Here is a 16,920-nt window from a genome sequence, read left to right as displayed (position 1 = left end):
GATCCGCGTTCGCAGCGTCGCGCGGCCGCCCGCCGGACGACGCGCGCCGGGGGTCGCCGCGGCCAGGGTGAACCCCGACAAAAGATCCGATCGATCCGAGGGGTCCACCATCATGTTCAGATTGGCTCGGTTGAGCCTCGCCAACCGGGGGCTGGTCGCGCTCGTCACGCTGATCGTGCTCGGCTTCGGCGCGTTCGCCGTTCCGCAGCTCAAGCAGCAGTTGTTCCCGCCCCTGTCACTGCCGATGGCGATGGTCTCGGCGCAGTTGCCCGGTGCGCCGCCGGAGATCGTGGTGCAGCAGGTCACCGCGCCGATCGAGACGGCTGCGCGGTCGGTCGACGGCGTGGAGCAGGTCACGTCGGTGACCCGGGACGGGTTCGCGACGGTGCAGGTGGAGTTCGGCTACCGCACGCCGCTCGACGACATGGTCGCCCGCCTGCAGACCGCGGTGAACGGCGTCGCCGCGCAGCTGCCCACCGGCGTCGTGCCGCAGGTGGTCGCCGGTTCCTTCGAGAACGCCCCGATCATGCAGGTGTCGGCGAGCGGCACGGCCGACCCGCGGGAGTTCACCGAGCGGCTCCGGCGGCTCGTCGTGCCGCGGCTGCAGGGCGTCGACGGGATACGCGGCGTGGAGGTCGTCGGCGGCACCACGGACCACGTCGCGGTCACGCTCGACGCGGCGAAGGCGGCCGCGGCCGGGGTGAGCGCCGAGGCGGTGGCGCAGACGTTGCGCGCCAACGGTTCCACGGTCGCGGCCGGCACGCTGGCGCAGCCGAAGGAGTCGCTGGCGATCCAGGTCGGCAGCGCCCTGCGCACCGTCGAGGACGTCCGCAACCTGTTCGTCGCCGCGGAGGCGCCGAACGCCGCGGTGCGCCTGGGCGCGGTCGCGACGGTCGACCTGGTGCCCGACGAGATCACCTCGCTCGCCCGCATCGACGGGAAGCCGAGCATCGGGCTGTCCTTGACGATGCGCCCGGACGGCAACGCGGTCTCCATCTCGCACGACGTCCGCGCCCTGCTGCCCGATCTGCGGCGCGAACTCGGCGGGGACGCCCGGCTCACGGTCACCTCCGACAGCGCGCCGGAGATCGAGGCCTCGGTGGAGGGACTGACCACCGAGGGGCTGCTCGGCCTGGCGTTCGCCGTCCTCGTGATCCTGATCTTCCTGACGTCGGTGCGCTCGACCCTCGTGACGGCCGTATCGATCCCGGTGTCGGTGGTGGTGGCGCTGCTCGCCCTGTGGGTGCGCGACTACACGCTCAACCTGCTCACGCTCGGGGCGTTGACGATCGCGGTCGGCCGGGTCGTCGACGACTCGATCGTCGTGCTGGAGAACATCAAGCGCCACCTCGGTTACGGCGAGCCGCGGCGCGAGGCGGTGCTCACCGGCGTGCGGGAGGTGACCGGCGCGGTCGTCGCGTCGACGCTCACGACGGTCGCGGTCTTCCTGCCGATCGCGTTCGTCGGCGGGCTCATCGGGCAGCTCTTCGGGCCGTTCGCGATCACCGTCTCGGTGGCGTTGCTGGCCTCGCTGCTGGTGGCGCTCACGGTGGTGCCGGTGCTCGCGTACTGGTTCCTGCGGCCGCCGGCCGGTGGGCCGGTCACCCAGGAGCAGGAGCGGCGCGGGCTGTTGCAGCGGGCGTACGTGCCGGTGATCGAGTTCGCGACGCGGCGGCGGCTGACCACGCTCGCGATCGGACTCGTGATCTTCGCCGGCACCGCCGGGCTGGCGACGCGGCTGCAGACGAACTTCCTCGACCAGAGCGACAGCACGTCGATCACCGTGTCGCAGCGGCTGCCCGCCGGGACCGGGCTCGCGGCCACCGACGCCGCCGCGCGGAAGGTCGAGGCGATCCTGGCCGGGTATCCCGAGGTGGCCGTCACCCAGGTGACGATCGGCGCCGTGGGCGGCAGCGGCTTCGGCGACGACAGCGACAGCGGCGAGGCGACCTTCACGGTGACGGTGAAGAGCGGCACGAAGCTCACGGCGTTCACCCGAAAGGTGCGGGACCGGCTCGCGACGGTGACCGACGCGGGGACGCTCGTGGTCGCGGTCGGCGGGACCATGACCGACGGCGGCACCGGCTCGGGCGGCCTGGAGGTGGTCGTCCGCGCCGCCGACGCGGCGACCCTCACCGAGGCGGCCGAACGGGTCCGCACGGCCATGGCCGGCACCCCGAAGGTGATCAATGTGGACAGCAACCTGACGACCGGCGCGCCGCGCGTGGACATCACGGCCGACCGGGCGGCCGCGGCCCGCTACGGGCTCAGCGACAGCGCGCTCGGCGACCTCGTCTCGGCGGTGTACCGCGGAGCGCCCCTGACCACGGTCACCATCGACGGCCGGCAGCGCGACGTCGTCCTGCGCACCGGCGCGGCACCGGCCGACCTGGAGGCCCTGAAGGCCATGCCGGTCCCGACCCCGGCCGGGCCGGTGCGCCTCGACGCGGTCGCGCAGGTGCGGCGGATCGACGGGCCGGCCCGGATCACCCACATCGACGGCGAACGCACCGCCTCGATCACCGGCACGCCCGACACCGCCGACACCGGCGCGGTCACCGCCGACCTGGAGAAGCGGCTCGCCGCGCTGACGCTGCCGGCCGGCGCCTCCTACACGATCGGCGGGGTCAGCGCCGACCAGGACGAGGCGTTCGGCAACCTGTCCCTGGTGCTGGCGGCCGCGGTCGCCCTGGTGTTCCTCATCATGGCGGGCGCGTTCCGCAGCATCGTGCAGCCGCTGATCCTGCTGGTGTCGATCCCGTTCGCGGCGACCGGGGCGGTGCTCCTGCTGCTGGCCACCGGCACCGCGCTCGGCCTGCCGGCGCTGATCGGGGCGCTGATGCTGGTCGGCATCGTGGTCACGAACGCGATCGTGCTCATGGACCTGATCAACCAGTACCGCGCGCGGGGCATGAGCATCCACGACGCGGTCGTCGAGGGCGGGCGGCGCCGGCTGCGGCCGATCCTCATGACCGCCGTCGCCACGATCTGCGCGCTGAGCCCGATGGCGCTCGGGGTCACCGACAGCGGCGGCTTCATCTCGCGGCCGCTGGCGATCGTGGTCATCGGCGGGCTGATCAGCTCGACGCTGCTGACCCTCGTGCTGGTGCCGACGCTGTACACGATCGTCGAGGGGCTCAAGGAGCGCCGGCGGGTGGGACGCCACGCGGCGAAGTCGGAAGCGGAGGAGCCGGTGCTCGTCGCCCACTGACGGCATCACGACCGCCCGGCGGCACCACACCGCCGGGCGGTCTTCGTGATGGAACGGAGTGGAACGCTCGCAGGGGGTGACCGATCCGTGCTCCACGCTGGTGACCGACCACGTCGAATTCGATCGCCGACCCCTGCTCGACCTCCTGATCCGCTACAGCGGCCTGACCAGGCACACGCCCCGGGACCGCATCGCGGCCGCCGTCGCCGACGAGGTGGCCGACCTGGCGGCCCGCGGATTGCCGACAGACGCGCTGGCCGAACGGGTGAACTGGCTCCTGTCCGGCACACCGCCCGCGCAGCTGAACGACCTGGATCCGATCCGCGACTGCGACCGGATCCACCACGCGCTCGGCTCGGCGTTCCGGGTGGAGGCGCGGGTCGCCGAACTCCTGGCCATCCTGCGCATCGCCCAGTCGAGCGCGGTGTCGCTCTTCTTCCGCAGCACCCGCGAGGCCGAGGACCGCCCGGTGCAGCGGTTCCACGACACCTACACGCTCTTCGCGAACTACTTCGAGTGGGGCGCCGACAGCAGCCGCGGCCGGGCCGTCGTCGCGCGGCTCAACGAGATCCACGGCCGCTACCTCATCCCGCAGGAGGGCATGAAGTACGTGCTGCTGGACAGCGCGTTCACCTGGCTCGAGGCGATCGAACGGATCGGGCACCGGCCGCTGCTGGAGGTCGAACGGCTCGGCTACTTCCACGCCTACGTGCGCCTCGGCCGGGACATGAACATCGCCGACCTGACCGACGACTACGCCGCGATGTACCGCTGGTTCCTGGACGCCTCGACGGCGAACGACGGCTTCCACCCGCTCAAGCGGGACACGTTCGAGACGATCGCGTCGAACTCCCTCGGCGACGCCGGCTTCCCGGGACTGCGCGAGGCGGTGCTGGCGGCGGCCCGCGTGGGGATGCATCCGGTGTTCCGGCGCGCACTGGGCTATCCGGAGCCCACGCCGCGGGAGCGGGAACGGGTCCGCGGCGTCTTCTACACGCTCGGCACCCTCAACGAACTGCTGCCGGCGGGGGCGTTCGTGCGGAGCCTGCAGAACAATCCGGCGCATCCGGGCGGGCCGCCGGAGCCGTCACGGCTGGGCGTGTCGGACCGCTCGCCACACCTGCCGGTGCTGGACCGGGCCCGCCCCAACGGCGGCCATCCGCACGGCCTGCTGCCGCTGCACGCTCCGGCGGACGCGCCGCGTGTCGAGCTGCCGGAGCTGAAGTGGGACGAGATCGCGAAGCACGACGGCACGGAGAGCCTCTGGGTGGTGATCTCCGGCGAGGTCTTCGACGTGACCGCGTGGGCCCGGCACCATCCGGGCGGGCGGGACGTGCTGCTGCGCCACGCCGGCCGGGACGCCACGGCGGCGTTCGCGGCGGCCGGGCACTCGGCGATGGTGGAGACGTTCCGGCTCAACTACCGCGTCGGCCGGGCGGTGAGCTAGTCGTGTCGACCCTGTTGCGGCTCGCCCGCCTGTACCTCACCGCCCTGGGCGCGGTCGCGCCCGGCCTCGCCGGCCGGCAGGCGGCCCGGCTCTTCCTCACCCCGCTGCCGCGCGCCGCACCGTCGCGCTGGGACGCGCCGGCCTCCGTCGTGCCCCTGTCCTTTCAGGGGGAACGTCTCGACGCGTGGGCCTGGGGCGACGGGCCGTGCGTCCTGCTCGCCCACGGCTGGGGCGGCCGGGGCTCGCACCTGTCGCGCCTCGTCGCCCCGCTGGTGGAACGCGGCCTGCGGGTGGTGGCCTTCGACGGGCCGGCGCACGGGCGTTCCCGGGCCCGCCGCACCGACCTGGTGGAGTTCGCCACGCTGCTGGTGCGCCTGGAACGGCAGCTCGGCGGCGTGCACGCGATGATCGGCCACTCGTTCGGCGCCTCCGCCGTCGCGTACGCGCTGCGCCTGGGCGCCACCCCGAACGCCGTCGCGCTGGTGTCGCCGTTCGCCGAGTCCGACACCAATGTCGAACGCTTCGCCCGCACGCTGGGCCTGAGCCCACGCCTGCACGCCCGCACCCGCGCGGCGCTGCTGGGCTACTTCGACGCGCACGCCGACGGATGGGACCTGCGCACCGTCGCGCCGGACCTGCGCACCCCGGCGCTGATCGTGCACGACCGCGACGACGCCGAGATCCCCTACCGGGAGGGCGCCAACCTGGCCGCCGCCTGGCCGGGAGCACACCTGCGCAGCACCGAACGGCTGGGCCACCGGCTGATCCTCAAGGACCCGGACGTGATCCGCGACGTGGTGGCCTTCGTCGCCGGTGCGCGGATCCCCGACGATCGAACGGGAGAACCATCCACATGCCAGTAGCACCGAGCCACGCGGTCTCGGGGGCGACCGGATTCGTCGGTCGCGCCCTCGTGCTCGAACTCCTGACCCGCACCGACGCGCACGTCGCGTGCCTGGTCCGCCCCTCCGGCCGGCCCGGACAGTCCGCGGCCCGGCTCTTCGCGGGGCTGGCCGAGGCGGCCCGCGCGTACGGCCTGCCGGCGCAGGTCGTGCCCGAGATCCCGCGCCGCTGTCAGGTGGTCCCGGCCGACCTGCACCGGCCGCTCGACGCGGCCCGCCACGCGCTGCGCCACGGCGTCGCGCACGTGTGGCACTGCGCCGGTTCGCTGCGCTACCACGAGCGGGACCGCGCACTCGTGCACCGCACGAACGTCGAGGGCACCGCGCGCCTGCTCGACCTCGCCGGCGAGGTCGGGGCGGCGGCGTTCCACTACGTCAGCAGCGCCTACGTCGCCGGCACCGCGCACGGCGTGATCCCCGAACGCCCCGCCGACCCCGCCAAGGCGCGCAACGCCTACGAGGAGAGCAAGATCGCCGCCGAGAACCTGGTCCTGTCGGCGAACGCCTTCCGCACCACCGTGCTGCGCCCGAGCGTGGTGATCGGGCACAGCCGCACCGCCGCCGTCAGCGGCAGCCTGAGCGGCCTGTACGGGCTCGGGTTCGCGCTGAGCCGCTACGCGCACCAGCACCGCGGGCCGGACGGCATCCGCCTGCACGTCGACCCGGGCGCCACCGCCAACCTCGTGCCGGTCGACCAGGTCGGCGCCGAGGCGGTGCGCTGCGGCCTCGACGGGCGGCACGGGGAGATCTTCCATCTCGTGGGTGCGCCGGCGGTGCCGGTCACCACGCTGATCGCCGAGATCTGCCGGACGTTCGGGCTCGGGCCGGTGTCCTTTGTGGACAGTGCGGCCGAGCTGCGCGACAGTGACCTGCGGCTGGCCGACCGCATGTCGTACTACCTCTCGTACATGTGGGGCGACCGGGTGTTCGACCGCTCGAACACCGACCGGGTGGTCGGGCGCGCGTCGGCCGCGCGCTTCGCCGGACGGCCGGCGCCGGCCGAGGCGCTGCGCTGGTACGCCGACTCGTTCCCCTCGGCCGCGCGGGTCGGTGTGTGATGCGCGTGCTCTTCGTCGGCGGCGGCTACGTCACCGTCTGGGCGCACCGGGCGATGCGCCGCGCGATCCGCCGCGGCGACGTCACCACCACGGTCGTCGCGCCCGGCCTGACGCACCGCTTCCACGGGTTCACCGGCGAGGTGCTCGGCGACCTGCTGCCGCCGCGGCGGCTCGTCACCGACCTCGCCGAGCTGTGCCCCGCGGCGACGCTGGTCGACGGCACGGTCACCGCCGTCGACCTCGAACGCCGCCGCGCCACCGTGCGCACCGCCGACGGCGTGACCGAGGTCGAGTACGACCAGCTGGTGCTGGCCGCCGGTTCGTCGGACAGCCGCACGCCGCCCGGCATCGGCGCGCACGGCTACTCCGCCAAGGACCCCGCCGGCTTCGCCCTGCTGCACCGGCGGCTGGCGCAGCCGTGGCGGGATCTCGTGGTGGTCGGCGGCGGCCTCGCCGGCGCCGAGTTGTGCGCCGCCATCGCCGAACGGTTCCGCGACGACGGCCGGCGCATCCAGCTGGTGCACTCCGGCCCGGCCCTGGTGCCCGAACTGCTGCCCCGCTACCGCGGCCTAGCCCGCTACGTGCACCGGCAGCTCGACCGCTACGGCGTGCGGGTGCGCACCGGAACGGCCGTCCGCGAGGTCGGCCCGACCGGCGTCGCACTCGCCGACGGCACGCTGCTCCCCGCCGACCTGGTGGTCAGCACCTCGGGCCAGCGCCCGGTGGCCGTCCCGGGAACGGAGCAGCTGCCGCGCCTGCCCGACGGGCGGCTGCGCGTCGACGCGTTCCTGCGGGTGGCCGGGCGTCCCGAGGTCTGGTCCGGCGGGGACCTCGCCGCCGTGCCGCACATCGCCTCCGGGCGCCCCAGCCCCGCGAACGCCCTGTGGGCCATCAAGCACGGCGGCCGCCTCGGCCGGAACCTGGTCCGGCAGCTGCGCGGGCGCACACCGCGCCGGTTCGGCTATCCGGGGCTGGGCCGCTCGGCGTGCCTCGGCGTCGGCAAGGGCGCCGCGCACCTGTACGGCGTGCCGTTCACCGGCTGGCTCGCGTGGTTCACCCGGGCGGTCTTCTTCCTCGCCTACATGCCCTCCCGCCGGCAGGCCCGCGCCGCCGCCGGCGAACTCCTCACCGCCGTGCGCACCCGTCACCGGCGGCCGTCCCCGTCGACCAACCCTTCCACCGCCACGTCGGACCCGAGTCTGGAGCAGGCATGACCGCAACGACACTCGGTGCGGGCCTCGCGGCCCTGGCCCGCACCGCACCCGGGGCCGCCCTGCACTTCCCGCACACCGCCGAACGGATCACCGCCGCGGAGGTCGACCGCGCGGCAACCGTTGCGGCGGGCCGCTTCCGCGCGGCCGGCGTCGTCCCGGGCGACGTCGTCGGGGTCCTCCTGCCGCCGTTGAACGACGTGCCGGTGACGCTCTTCGGGCTGTGGCGGGCCGGTGCGGCGGTGAGCCTGCTGCCGATCCAGCCCGGGTTCGGCGACGAGGCCGCCACGGGCCGGCGGCTGGCCCGCATCGCACAGGCGGCCGGGATGCGGCACCTGGTGCTGGCGAACGAGTTCCGGCCGCTCGGCGCGGTGCTCGGCGACCTGCTGCCGGACCTGACCGTCATCACGCCCGGCGTGGGACCGTCCGACACCCGCCTGCCCGACGTGCCAGCCGACGCGCTCGCGGTCGTGCAGTTCACCTCCGGCAGCACCAGCGCACCGCGCGGCGTGATGCTGAGCCACACGAGCCTCCTGGCCGGGCTGCGCGCCGTGGTCGTCTCCGGCCGGCTCACGCCGGACGACGTGGTGGTGCAGTGGGTGCCGCTCTTCCACGACATGGGCCTCATCGGCCTGCTCTCCTCCTGGCTCAACGGCAGCGACGTGCACGTGTTCACGCCGACGGCGTTCCTGCGGCGGCCGGTGGAGGTACTGCGCCACTTCGCGGCCGTCGGCGGCACCATCCTCAACGGGCCGAACTTCTCCTACGACTACCTCCTCGACGCGCTGCGCCCCGGCGATCTGTCCACTGTGGACCTTTCGCGCTGGCGGTTGGCGTTCAACGGTTCCGAGCCGGTCAGCGCGGAGACCGTCGAGCGGTTCACCGCGACGCTGGGGGTGCACCCGTCGGTGATGTACCCGGTGTACGGCATGGCGGAGGCGACGCTCGCGGTGACGTTCCCGGAACCGGGCAGCGTGCCGCGCGCGGTGCCGGTCGACCGCACGGCGCTCGCCACCAGCGGCACGGTGCGCATCCTGCCCGGGCCCGGCCCCGGCGCCAAGCGGGTGGTGAGCGTCGGCCGGCCGGTGCACGGCATCGTGCTGCGGATCGTCGACCCGTCCGGCGAACCGGTCGGCGAGGGGCGACTCGGCGAGATCCAGATCGGCGGGCCGGCGGTGTCGAGCGGCTACTACCGCGACCCGGAGGCGACCCGGCGGCTGTTCGACGGGGCCTGGCTGCGCACCGGCGACCTCGGCTTCACGCTCGACGGCGACCTGTTCGTGGCCGGCCGGCTCAAGGAGATGGTGGTCGTACGCGGCCGGAACTTCTTCCCCGACGACGTCGAACGGGTGGCGCGCGAGACCCCGGGCGTGTACCGGGGCCGGTGCGTCGCGTTCTCCGACACCTCGGACGAGGGTGCCGAGCACATCGGCGTCATCGTGGAGAGCGTCGCCGACGCCGACGGTGGTGCCGCGCTGCGCCGCGAGGTCGCCCGGCGCGTCTCGGCCGAACTGGACCTCGCCGCCGTGCGGGTGTACGTCGTGCGGCCGCGCTGGCTCACCCGGACCACCAGCGGCAAGTGGCAGCGCGCCCTGGCCGCCGAGCGGATCGGCGCGGACCGGCCGTGACCGGAACGCTCGCGCTCCCCTGGCTCGCCGACGAACGGATCCGCTGCTTCGGCTGTTCGCCGCACAACCCCGACGGGCTCGCGCTCGCGGTGCGGCGCCTGCCCGACGGGCGCACCGGTGCGTGGTTCACCGTCCCCGAACGGTTCGCCTCCTACCCGGGCATCGTGCACGGCGGGGTGATCGGCGCCGTCGTCGACGAGGTGATGGGCACGCTCGTCGCCGTCGAACGGGGGCGGCTGACGTTCTGCGCGACGCTGCGCACCCGCATGCTCGCGCCGCTGCACACCGGCCGCCGCTACCTCGTCACCGCGCGGCTGCTGAGCGGCACGGCCGGCGACACCGGCCGCACGACCGTCCGCGCCGAGGCCGACGTGTCCGATGTGGACGGTGCGGTGCGCGTCGCGGCGAGCGGCACCTACACCCCGATCCGCGCGGAGGAGGCCCGGGACCTCGGTCTCGACGCCGCCGGGTTCGCCGCGCTCCAGCCCTACTTCGACCATCAGAGGGGAACGTCATCATGACCGACGCGGCCGACACGATCCGCGCGCTGCTCGCCGACGAACTGCACCTGGAGCCGGCCGAGATCACCGACGACGACGTGCTGGGCGACCTGCCCGGGGCCGACTCGCTGCGCCTGCTGCGCGTGGTTACCCGCCTCGAACGCCACTGGGACGTCGAGTTCAGCGACGAGGAGGTCTTCGGCGCGACGACCTTCGCCGACCTGGTGGCCCTGGTGCGCGGGCACCTCGCGACGACCGGCCGGGCCGCCGCATGACCGGGGCGCCGGACGTGTCCACCGTGGCACCGCTGTCCACAGTGGACCCGCCGCGGGAGTGGCGCGGGCTGGTCGACCTGGGCGAGATGCGGGCGCTCGTCGGTGACGCCGTCGCCCGCGGCGCCGCCCGGCAGTGGGCCGTCGACGACCTCGACTGGGCGGCGCTGCGCCCCGAGCGGCTCACCCGCAACGACCGTTCGGCGGTGCGGTTCCTCACCTTCATCGAGGACCACATCCCCGGCTACCTCACCTACTTCCTCGAACTGTTCCCGCTCACCGGCGCCGAGAGCGTCGAGGAGTTCTGCTTCAACCGGGAGTACTTCCGTTTCCTGGTGGCGTGGGCCTACGACGAGGAACGCCACGCCACCGTGCTGACCCGCTACCAGGTCGACGCCGGCATCACCGATGCGGACACGCTGATGGTCGACCTGGCCGAGGAAGGGCGCAAGAAGTTCACGCTGCCGCACGGCGAACCGGTGCAGGCGTTCACCTACGCACTGGTGCAGGAGAAGGCGACCCAGCTGTTCTACCAACGCTTCCGGGAGGTGGTGCGCGAGCCGCTGCTGCGCGACCTGCTGAGCCGGCTGGCCCGGGACGAGGCGCGGCACTTCGCCTTCTACAGCCGGCTCGTCGAGGCCTACGTCGCGCGGCACGGGCTCGCCAGGACCGTGCCGGACCTCAAGGACGTGCTGGCGTCGTTCAAGATGCCGCTCGCCGACACGCTGCGCGGATACTGGCGGTGGTCGCTGCAGATGGCCGACGACGTCGGCTACGACCACACCGAGGCGTACGACGCGCTGGTGCGCCTCGTCAACGGGTTCGGCGACAGCCGGGGCGAGGCGTCGGCGGCCGACCTGGCCGAGTTCGCGCACCGGCTGCGCGGGATCGAGCCGGGCCGATGAGGGCCGTCGTCCTGGGCGGCAGCATCGGCGGGCTGCTCGCCGCCCGTGCGCTCAGTGAGACGTTCGACCGGGTGGTCGTGGTGGACCGGGACGACCTGGCGGGCACCGGCCCGCGCAAGGGGGTCCCGCACGGGCTGCACGCCCACGCGATCCTGGCCAAGGGGCGCGAGGTGGTCGAGGAACTCTTCCCCGGCCTGACCGCCGAGCTGACCGCCGCCGGCGCGCTGGTGGCCGACCTCGCCGACCTCAACTGGCACAACGGCACCCGGCCGATGCGGCGCCGGCGGCTCGACTCGCTCATGCTCGGCTCCAGCCGTCCGGCGCTGGAGGACCATATCCGGGCCCGGGTGCGCGCGCTGTCCAATGTGGACATCCGCGGCGGCTGCGAGGCGACCGGGCTGCTCGCCTCGCCGGACCGCACCACGGTCACCGGCGCCACGGTGGTGACGCTCGCCGACGGCCGCACCGCGGAACTTCCGGCCGACCTCGTCGTCGACGCCACCGGCCGCGGTAACCGCAGCGCCGTGTGGCTCGGCGCCCTCGGCTACGACGCCCCGACGGAGGAGGTCGTGCGGGCCGGTCTCGTCTACGTCACCCGCGAGTTCCGCCGGCGGCCGCTGCCCAGCGGATCGGCCGGCATCGTGACCGGCCTCTCCCCGGCCTGCCCGTACGGCGCGGCGATGCTGCCCCTGGAGGGCGAACGGTGGATCCTCACCCTGGTCGGCTTCGCGCACGACGCGCCGCCGGTGGACGACGACGGCTTCGCCGCCTTCGCGCGCCGGTTGTCCATCGCGGACCTGCACGCCGTCGTGGACCACGCGGAGCCGCTCACCGCCCCGCTGCGCTCGCGCGCGCCGGCGAGCGTGCGGCGCCGCTACGAACGGATGCGCCGGCACCCGGCCGGCTATCTCACCTTCGGCGACGCGCTGTGCAGCTTCAACCCGATCTACGGCCAGGGCATGACGGTGGCCGCCGTGGAGAGCCTCGCCCTGCGCGACTGCGTGCGCCGCGACGGAACCGTGGTGCCGCAACGCTTCTACGCGCGGGCCGCGAAGGTCATCGACATCCCGTGGGACATCGCGGTCGGCGGCGACCTCGCGTTCCCGGCCGTCGAGGGGCCGCGAACGGTGCGGGTGCGCGTCCTCAACGCCTACCTGCGGCGGGTGCTGCGGGCGACCGAGACGGATCCGGCGGTCACCCGGGCGTTCCTGCGCACGATCAACCTGACCCGTCCGCCGAGCCGGCTCTTCGCCCCCGGGATGCTGCGCCGCGTGCTCCTGCCGGCCCGCGACCACGCCGCACGCGGCTCAGGCGAAGTCGTCGATGCCCAGCCGGTGCGCGCGTCGGGCCTGCACCACCGTCACGACGAACGCCACTAGCAGCCACCCGGCCCCGACGAGCGCCTCGGCCGCCAGTTCACCGGCGAACGGGCGCCCGTCGAGCCCCGCCCGCAGCGCCAGCAGCCCGTGCCGGATCGGCAGCACCGTGCCGACCGCGTCGACGACCGGCACCCGACCGGGCGGCAGGAAGACGCCGCCGGCCAGCAGGATGCCGAAGCTGACCGCGTTGGTGGCCAGGAGTTCGGCCCGCCGGCCCAGCGCCAGCAGCGCCGCCGCCAGAACGGTCGCCGCGGAGGTGAGCGCCATCAACAGGTACACCGGCAGCCAGGACAGCAGCGGCAGCACCAGGCCCGACTGGCCGGTCAGCGGCCCGACGCACACGATCGTCACGGCGGTCAGCGCGGTCGCCGTCACCGGATAGGGCCAGCAGCGCACGACGAACAGCACGAACGGGTGCAGCACGCCGGTGCGCAGCCGACCGAACGTGCCCGCCCACTTGTCCGCCACCGGCACCTCGCCGACGTCGCCGATCAGCACCGCGACGAGGCTCATCGCCAGCCCGCCGACGAAGGCGAAGCGGCGGCCGTCGGCGCCGGAGAGGACGCCGCCGAGCACCGTGAAGAAGAGGGTCTGCACCACCGCCCGGGGCAGCAGCGCCGTCGCGACGATCGACGGCGGGTTCATCGTCAGGAACTCGACCAGCGCGAAGCGCCCCACGCCGCGCAGCCGCCCGAGCAGGTCAGTCGAGGACAAGGCGGCCCTCGCTCCGGGCGTTGTGCGTGACGCGGCCGAACAGCCACACCGCCGCGACCGCGTAGCCGAGCGTCAGTCCACACAGGACGGTCAGCTCGCCGGGGCGCACGCTCCCGCCCACGGCGTGCGTGATGAACGCGTTCGCCCAGCGCAGGCTGATCAGCGCGGAGAACCGCTCGACCGGCTCGGGGAGCACGTCGGGTGGGATCAGCATGCCGCCCACCAGGTAGATCGGGTACATCAGCACACCGGACAGCTGCGTGCCGTAGTGCGTGCGGATGAACAGGCACGCGAGCAGGGTGCCCAGCACCGTGCCGGAGAGCAGGGCGACGACCGCGCCGACGAGGGCCCAGCCGGGGCGTTCGACGCGTACCGGCGTGCGGGTCACCAGCAGCGTCGCCGCCGTCGAGCCGACGATCACCACCGCGGCGTGCGAGAGCGCACCCAGGCACTTGCCGAACAGGATCAGGTACCCGGGATGGGCGCCGGTCAGGTTGGCCGCGAGGGTGCCGCCGCGCACCTCGCCGCGCAGGATCCCGCCGGCCACCCAGATGGTGGTGTTCCACAGCACGGTCAGCACCACGGCCACCGTGATCCGCTGGGTCGTGGCGGTGTCGAGCCGTTCGGCGGTGCGCAACGTGATCGCCAGGAACACCGCCGGCTGGATGATGCCGAGCACGATCATCCCCGGGTTGAGGCCCTGCATGCGGGCCTGCGTGACGGCCGCCGTCCACACCATCCACAGCGCCGCGCCCGGCCTCACGCGCGGCTCCGCCGGTGGAACTCCGCGTAGACGTCCTCCAGCCGCACCGGCGCCACCTGCACGTCGACGACGTCGGCGCCGCCGAGCAGGCCGCTCAGTTCGCCGAACGAGTCGACGCCCCAGTCCGTCACCGCCAGCCGCACGGTCCAGATGCCGTCGTCCACGACCGGCTCGCCCAGCGACAGCAGGCGCGCGGCGGAGGTCGGCGCCGGCGGCGTGCCCCGGCCGCGCACCGTCACCGTGGCGACGAACTCCCCCGTGCGGCTGAACTCGGCGGTCGTCATGTCGCCCACCACCTGCCCCTGCGCGAGCACCACGACGCGGTCGGCGAGCCGTTCGACGTCGAGCAGGTAATGGCTGGTCAGCAGCACCGCGACACCGGTGGAACGCAGCGCGTCGACCACGCCGCGCAGCCGTTCGGCCTCGATCGGGTCCAGCCCCGTGGTGGGCTCGTCGAGCAGCAGCAGGCGCGGCGCGGCGAGCAGGCCGATCGCCAGGTGCAGGCGCTGGCGCATGCCCTTGGAGTAGGTCTGCACCGCCCGGTCGGCCGCCGCGGCGAGTCCCGCCTCACCCAGCGCCGTGTCGACCCGGCCGGCCAGCCCGCGCCGCGGCGCGCCCTGCACGGTGGCGAAGAAGGTCATGTTCTGCCGTCCGGTCAGCCGGCCGTAGAGGCCCTGGTCGCCGCCGAAGACCACGGCGGTCGCCGCCCGCACCGCGCGCACGTCCCGCACCACGTCGTGACCGAAGACCCGCGCGGTGCCGCTCGTCGGCAGCAGCAGCGTCGACAGGATCCGGGTCAACGTGGTCTTACCGGCACCGTTGCTCCCGAGCAGTCCGACGATCTCGCCGGCGCCGATGGTGAAGCTGACCTCGCGCAGCGCCTCGACCGTGCGGCCGTCGATCCGGAACGTGCGGCTGACCGCGTCGATCTCCACGGCGCTCACCCGTGCGAACCTCCCCATTGATCGCTGACGGTCGTCGATACAGTAACGCACCGTTTGGCGCCGGAAGGGGCGGGTAGGGAGGCCACCCACGGGCATCCGACGAAGGAGTGTGACGATGACGGTTCCGTCCGAGACGCCGCTCGCGGTGATCACCGGCGCGTCGAGCGGCATCGGGTACGCGCTCGCCGAGCAGTTCGCCACGAACGGCTTCGACGTGGTGATCGCGGCCGAGGACGAGGAACTGCGCACCGCGGCCGAGTCGCTGGGTGCGCACGGCCGCTCCGTGTTACCCGTGCGGTGCGACCTCGCCACGGAGCGGGGCGTCGAGCAGCTCTGCGCCGCGATCGCCGCCACCGGACGGCCGGTCGACTCGTTGGCGCTCAACGCCGGCGTGGGCGTGGGTGGCCCGTTCGTGGAGACGGACCTGCGCGCCGAGCTCAACCTGCTCGCCCTGAACATCACCTCGCCCGTGGTGCTGGCGAAGCGGCTGCTGCCGGACATGGTGGCGCGCGGGCACGGGCGGGTGCTCTTCACGTCGTCGATCGCGGCCACCGCGCCGGGGCCGTTCTACGCGACGTACGCGGCGTCGAAGGCGTTCCTGTACTCGCTGTCGGAGTCGATCCGCGACGAGCTGAAGGGGACCGGGGTGACGGTGACCGCGCTCATGCCGGGGCCCACCGACACCGAGTTCTTCGCCCGGGCCGGCATGGAGGACACCCGCGCCGGCGAGACCGCGCACAAGGACGACCCGGCCGACGTGGCCGAACGGGGCTTCAAGGCGCTGATGGCCGGCAAGCACCACGTGGTGGCGGCGTCGTTCGTGAACAAGGCGATGGTCGCCTCCGGGCGGCTGATGCCGGAACCGGCCAAGGCGGCCATGCAGCGCCGGCTGACCGAACCCGGCAAGGGCGACGACGACAAGGACCGCAACGGCCGCTGCTAGGACTTGCCCGGCTCTGCGGCCCCGGTCGCGGACGCGGGTGCGGGTGCGGGTGCGGGTGCGCGGGTCAGCAGCCCGACGGCACTCACGACGGTCGCGCTCGCCCGGCTGCGCACCGGCCGCCACGCGCTGCGGATCACCGAGGAGGTGCTGCGCCGGCGGCGTGCCGGACACCAGCTGCGTGTGGGGCGTCATCCTCGACGGGATCCTGGCGGGGAGCTAACGCACCGCCGCCTCGCTCGCCTCCCACAGCCGCGCCGCGGTCTCGGGGTTGAACACGCGGCCCTTGGCCTTCGCGAGGCGCCGTTTGGTGAAGAAGCCGCCGTTGGCCAGTTCCTCGGCGGGCGCGGTGGCCAGCCACGCCAGGTGCCCGCCGCCGCGTTCCGCACTGATCAGGAACGGCGCGTACCGGAACACGAACCGCAGCGCCGACGTGCCGCCGATGTTCGTGCGCACCAGGCCCGGGTAGAAGCTCACACTCAGGATGTCCGGCCAGCGGCGGGCGGCCTCGTCGGCGAAGAGGATGTTCGCCGTCTTGGTCGAGGTATACGCGGAGACGCCGCGGTAGCGCTCCGGTGCGCCGCCCAGGTCGTCCGGGTCGATCGTGTAGCCGGGGGCCGGCCCCGAGGCGGTGGTGACGATGCGGCCGCCGCGCAGGCGTTCGCGCAGCAGGGTGCTGAGCAGGAACGGCCCCAGGTGGTTGGCCTGCATCGTGGCCTCGTGGCCGTCCTCCGTGCGCCGGTAGGACCCGACGTACATGCCGGCGTTGTTGCACAGCACGTGGATCGTGGGACAGGTCGACAGCAGGTGATCCGCGAGGGCGCGGACGTCGGCGAGGCGTTCGAAGTCGGCCCGGAACTGCCCGGGCGCGCGCCCCTGCCCCGCCGCGCGGACCCGGGCGACCGCGGCTGCCAGCCGGCGCTCGTCGCGCCCCACCACCACGAGGTGATTTCCCTGTGCTGCCAACTGTTCCGCGGCGGCGAGCCCGATGCCCGAACTCGCCCCGGTGACCACGATCGTGCGACTCATGCGGCCGACTATCGCAT

At 73.8% G+C, this 16,920-nt stretch carries 16 protein-coding genes; 11 read left to right on the top strand and 5 right to left on the bottom strand.

Translation table 11 applies throughout. The features are described 5' to 3' along the window. The first annotated feature begins 112 nt into the window (after positions 1-112). The 10 genes from Val02_RS02820 (at position 113) to Val02_RS02775 (ending at position 12,513) form a co-directional block, all read left to right on the top strand. Complete coding sequence (locus Val02_RS02820) at positions 113-3,211, top strand: efflux RND transporter permease subunit (protein WP_203897236.1); 3,099 nt, start codon at positions 113-115, stop codon at positions 3,209-3,211. A 76-nt stretch (positions 3,212-3,287) separates the two neighbouring features. After that, the gene (locus Val02_RS02815) at positions 3,288-4,658 is read left to right on the top strand and encodes a cytochrome b5-like heme/steroid binding domain-containing protein (RefSeq protein ID WP_203897235.1); all 1,371 of its coding nucleotides are present in this window, start codon (positions 3,288-3,290) and stop codon (positions 4,656-4,658) included. Positions 4,659-4,660: 2 nt separating this feature from the next. Then, positions 4,661-5,521 (top strand): alpha/beta fold hydrolase, encoded by an 861-nt coding sequence (locus Val02_RS02810; RefSeq protein ID WP_203897234.1) that lies wholly within the window; start codon positions 4,661-4,663, stop codon positions 5,519-5,521. Then, the gene (locus tag Val02_RS02805) at positions 5,512-6,618 is read left to right on the top strand and encodes an SDR family oxidoreductase (RefSeq protein ID WP_203897233.1); all 1,107 of its coding nucleotides are present in this window, start codon (positions 5,512-5,514) and stop codon (positions 6,616-6,618) included. Before Val02_RS02810 ends, Val02_RS02805 begins: the two co-directional genes overlap by 10 nt. Continuing rightward, positions 6,618-7,832 (top strand): NAD(P)/FAD-dependent oxidoreductase, encoded by a 1,215-nt coding sequence (locus tag Val02_RS02800; protein WP_203897232.1) that lies wholly within the window; start codon positions 6,618-6,620, stop codon positions 7,830-7,832. Before Val02_RS02805 ends, Val02_RS02800 begins: the two co-directional genes overlap by 1 nt. After that, positions 7,829-9,457 carry an AMP-binding protein gene (locus Val02_RS02795; protein ID WP_203897231.1) on the top strand — a complete coding sequence of 543 codons (1,629 nt, stop codon included), beginning with the start codon at positions 7,829-7,831 and terminating at the stop codon, positions 9,455-9,457. The genes Val02_RS02800 and Val02_RS02795 overlap by 4 nt, the downstream gene beginning before the upstream one ends. After that, the gene (locus tag Val02_RS02790; RefSeq protein WP_203897230.1) at positions 9,454-9,978 is read left to right on the top strand and encodes a PaaI family thioesterase; all 525 of its coding nucleotides are present in this window, start codon (positions 9,454-9,456) and stop codon (positions 9,976-9,978) included. The genes Val02_RS02795 and Val02_RS02790 overlap by 4 nt, the downstream gene beginning before the upstream one ends. Continuing rightward, entirely contained in the window at positions 9,975-10,232 is a 258-nt protein-coding gene (locus Val02_RS02785) for an acyl carrier protein (RefSeq protein ID WP_203897229.1), read from the top strand. The genes Val02_RS02790 and Val02_RS02785 overlap by 4 nt, the downstream gene beginning before the upstream one ends. A gap of 14 nt (positions 10,233-10,246) precedes the next feature. Further along, positions 10,247-11,134, top strand: a complete 888-nt coding sequence (locus Val02_RS02780; protein WP_203897228.1) for an acyl-ACP desaturase — start codon at positions 10,247-10,249, stop codon at positions 11,132-11,134. Continuing rightward, positions 11,131-12,513, top strand: coding sequence for an FAD-dependent monooxygenase (locus tag Val02_RS02775; RefSeq protein WP_203897227.1), 1,383 nt, complete (start codon positions 11,131-11,133; stop codon positions 12,511-12,513). Before Val02_RS02780 ends, Val02_RS02775 begins: the two co-directional genes overlap by 4 nt. Here the strand turns inward: Val02_RS02775 and Val02_RS02770 are convergent. Genes Val02_RS02770 through Val02_RS02760 form a run of 3 tightly spaced genes read right to left on the bottom strand, consistent with a single transcriptional unit; the run spans position 12,442 to position 14,934 of the window. Further along, positions 12,442-13,227 (bottom strand): ABC transporter permease, encoded by a 786-nt coding sequence (locus tag Val02_RS02770; RefSeq protein WP_203897226.1) that lies wholly within the window; start codon positions 13,225-13,227, stop codon positions 12,442-12,444. The two genes, Val02_RS02775 and Val02_RS02770, sit on opposite strands and share 72 nt — an antisense overlap. Continuing rightward, positions 13,214-13,990: an ABC transporter permease gene (locus tag Val02_RS02765; RefSeq protein ID WP_203897225.1), complete on the bottom strand. Its 777-nt coding sequence runs from the start codon at positions 13,988-13,990 to the stop codon at positions 13,214-13,216. The genes Val02_RS02770 and Val02_RS02765 overlap by 14 nt, the downstream gene beginning before the upstream one ends. Beyond that, positions 13,987-14,934 carry an ABC transporter ATP-binding protein gene (locus tag Val02_RS02760; protein WP_203897224.1) on the bottom strand — a complete coding sequence of 316 codons (948 nt, stop codon included), beginning with the start codon at positions 14,932-14,934 and terminating at the stop codon, positions 13,987-13,989. Before Val02_RS02760 ends, Val02_RS02765 begins: the two co-directional genes overlap by 4 nt. A gap of 115 nt (positions 14,935-15,049) precedes the next feature. Here Val02_RS02760 and Val02_RS02755 point away from each other — a divergent pair, with 115 nt between their 5' ends. After that, positions 15,050-15,877, top strand: coding sequence for an SDR family NAD(P)-dependent oxidoreductase (locus Val02_RS02755; protein WP_203897223.1), 828 nt, complete (start codon positions 15,050-15,052; stop codon positions 15,875-15,877). Here Val02_RS02755 and Val02_RS02750 read toward each other — a convergent pair. Further along, positions 15,874-16,014 (bottom strand): hypothetical protein, encoded by a 141-nt coding sequence (locus Val02_RS02750; protein ID WP_203897222.1) that lies wholly within the window; start codon positions 16,012-16,014, stop codon positions 15,874-15,876. The two genes, Val02_RS02755 and Val02_RS02750, sit on opposite strands and share 4 nt — an antisense overlap. A 79-nt stretch (positions 16,015-16,093) precedes the next feature. After that, a complete protein-coding gene (locus tag Val02_RS02745) occupies positions 16,094-16,903 on the bottom strand; it encodes an SDR family NAD(P)-dependent oxidoreductase (RefSeq protein ID WP_203897221.1) in 810 nt (269 codons plus the stop codon). Positions 16,904-16,920 lie beyond the last annotated feature (17 nt).

Source organism: Virgisporangium aliadipatigenens (genome assembly GCF_016863615.1).
Lineage (GTDB): Bacteria > Actinomycetota > Actinomycetes > Mycobacteriales > Micromonosporaceae > Virgisporangium > Virgisporangium aliadipatigenens.
The sequence above is the reverse complement of the archived record's forward strand: the minus strand, read 5'-3'. Positions and strand labels throughout refer to the sequence as shown.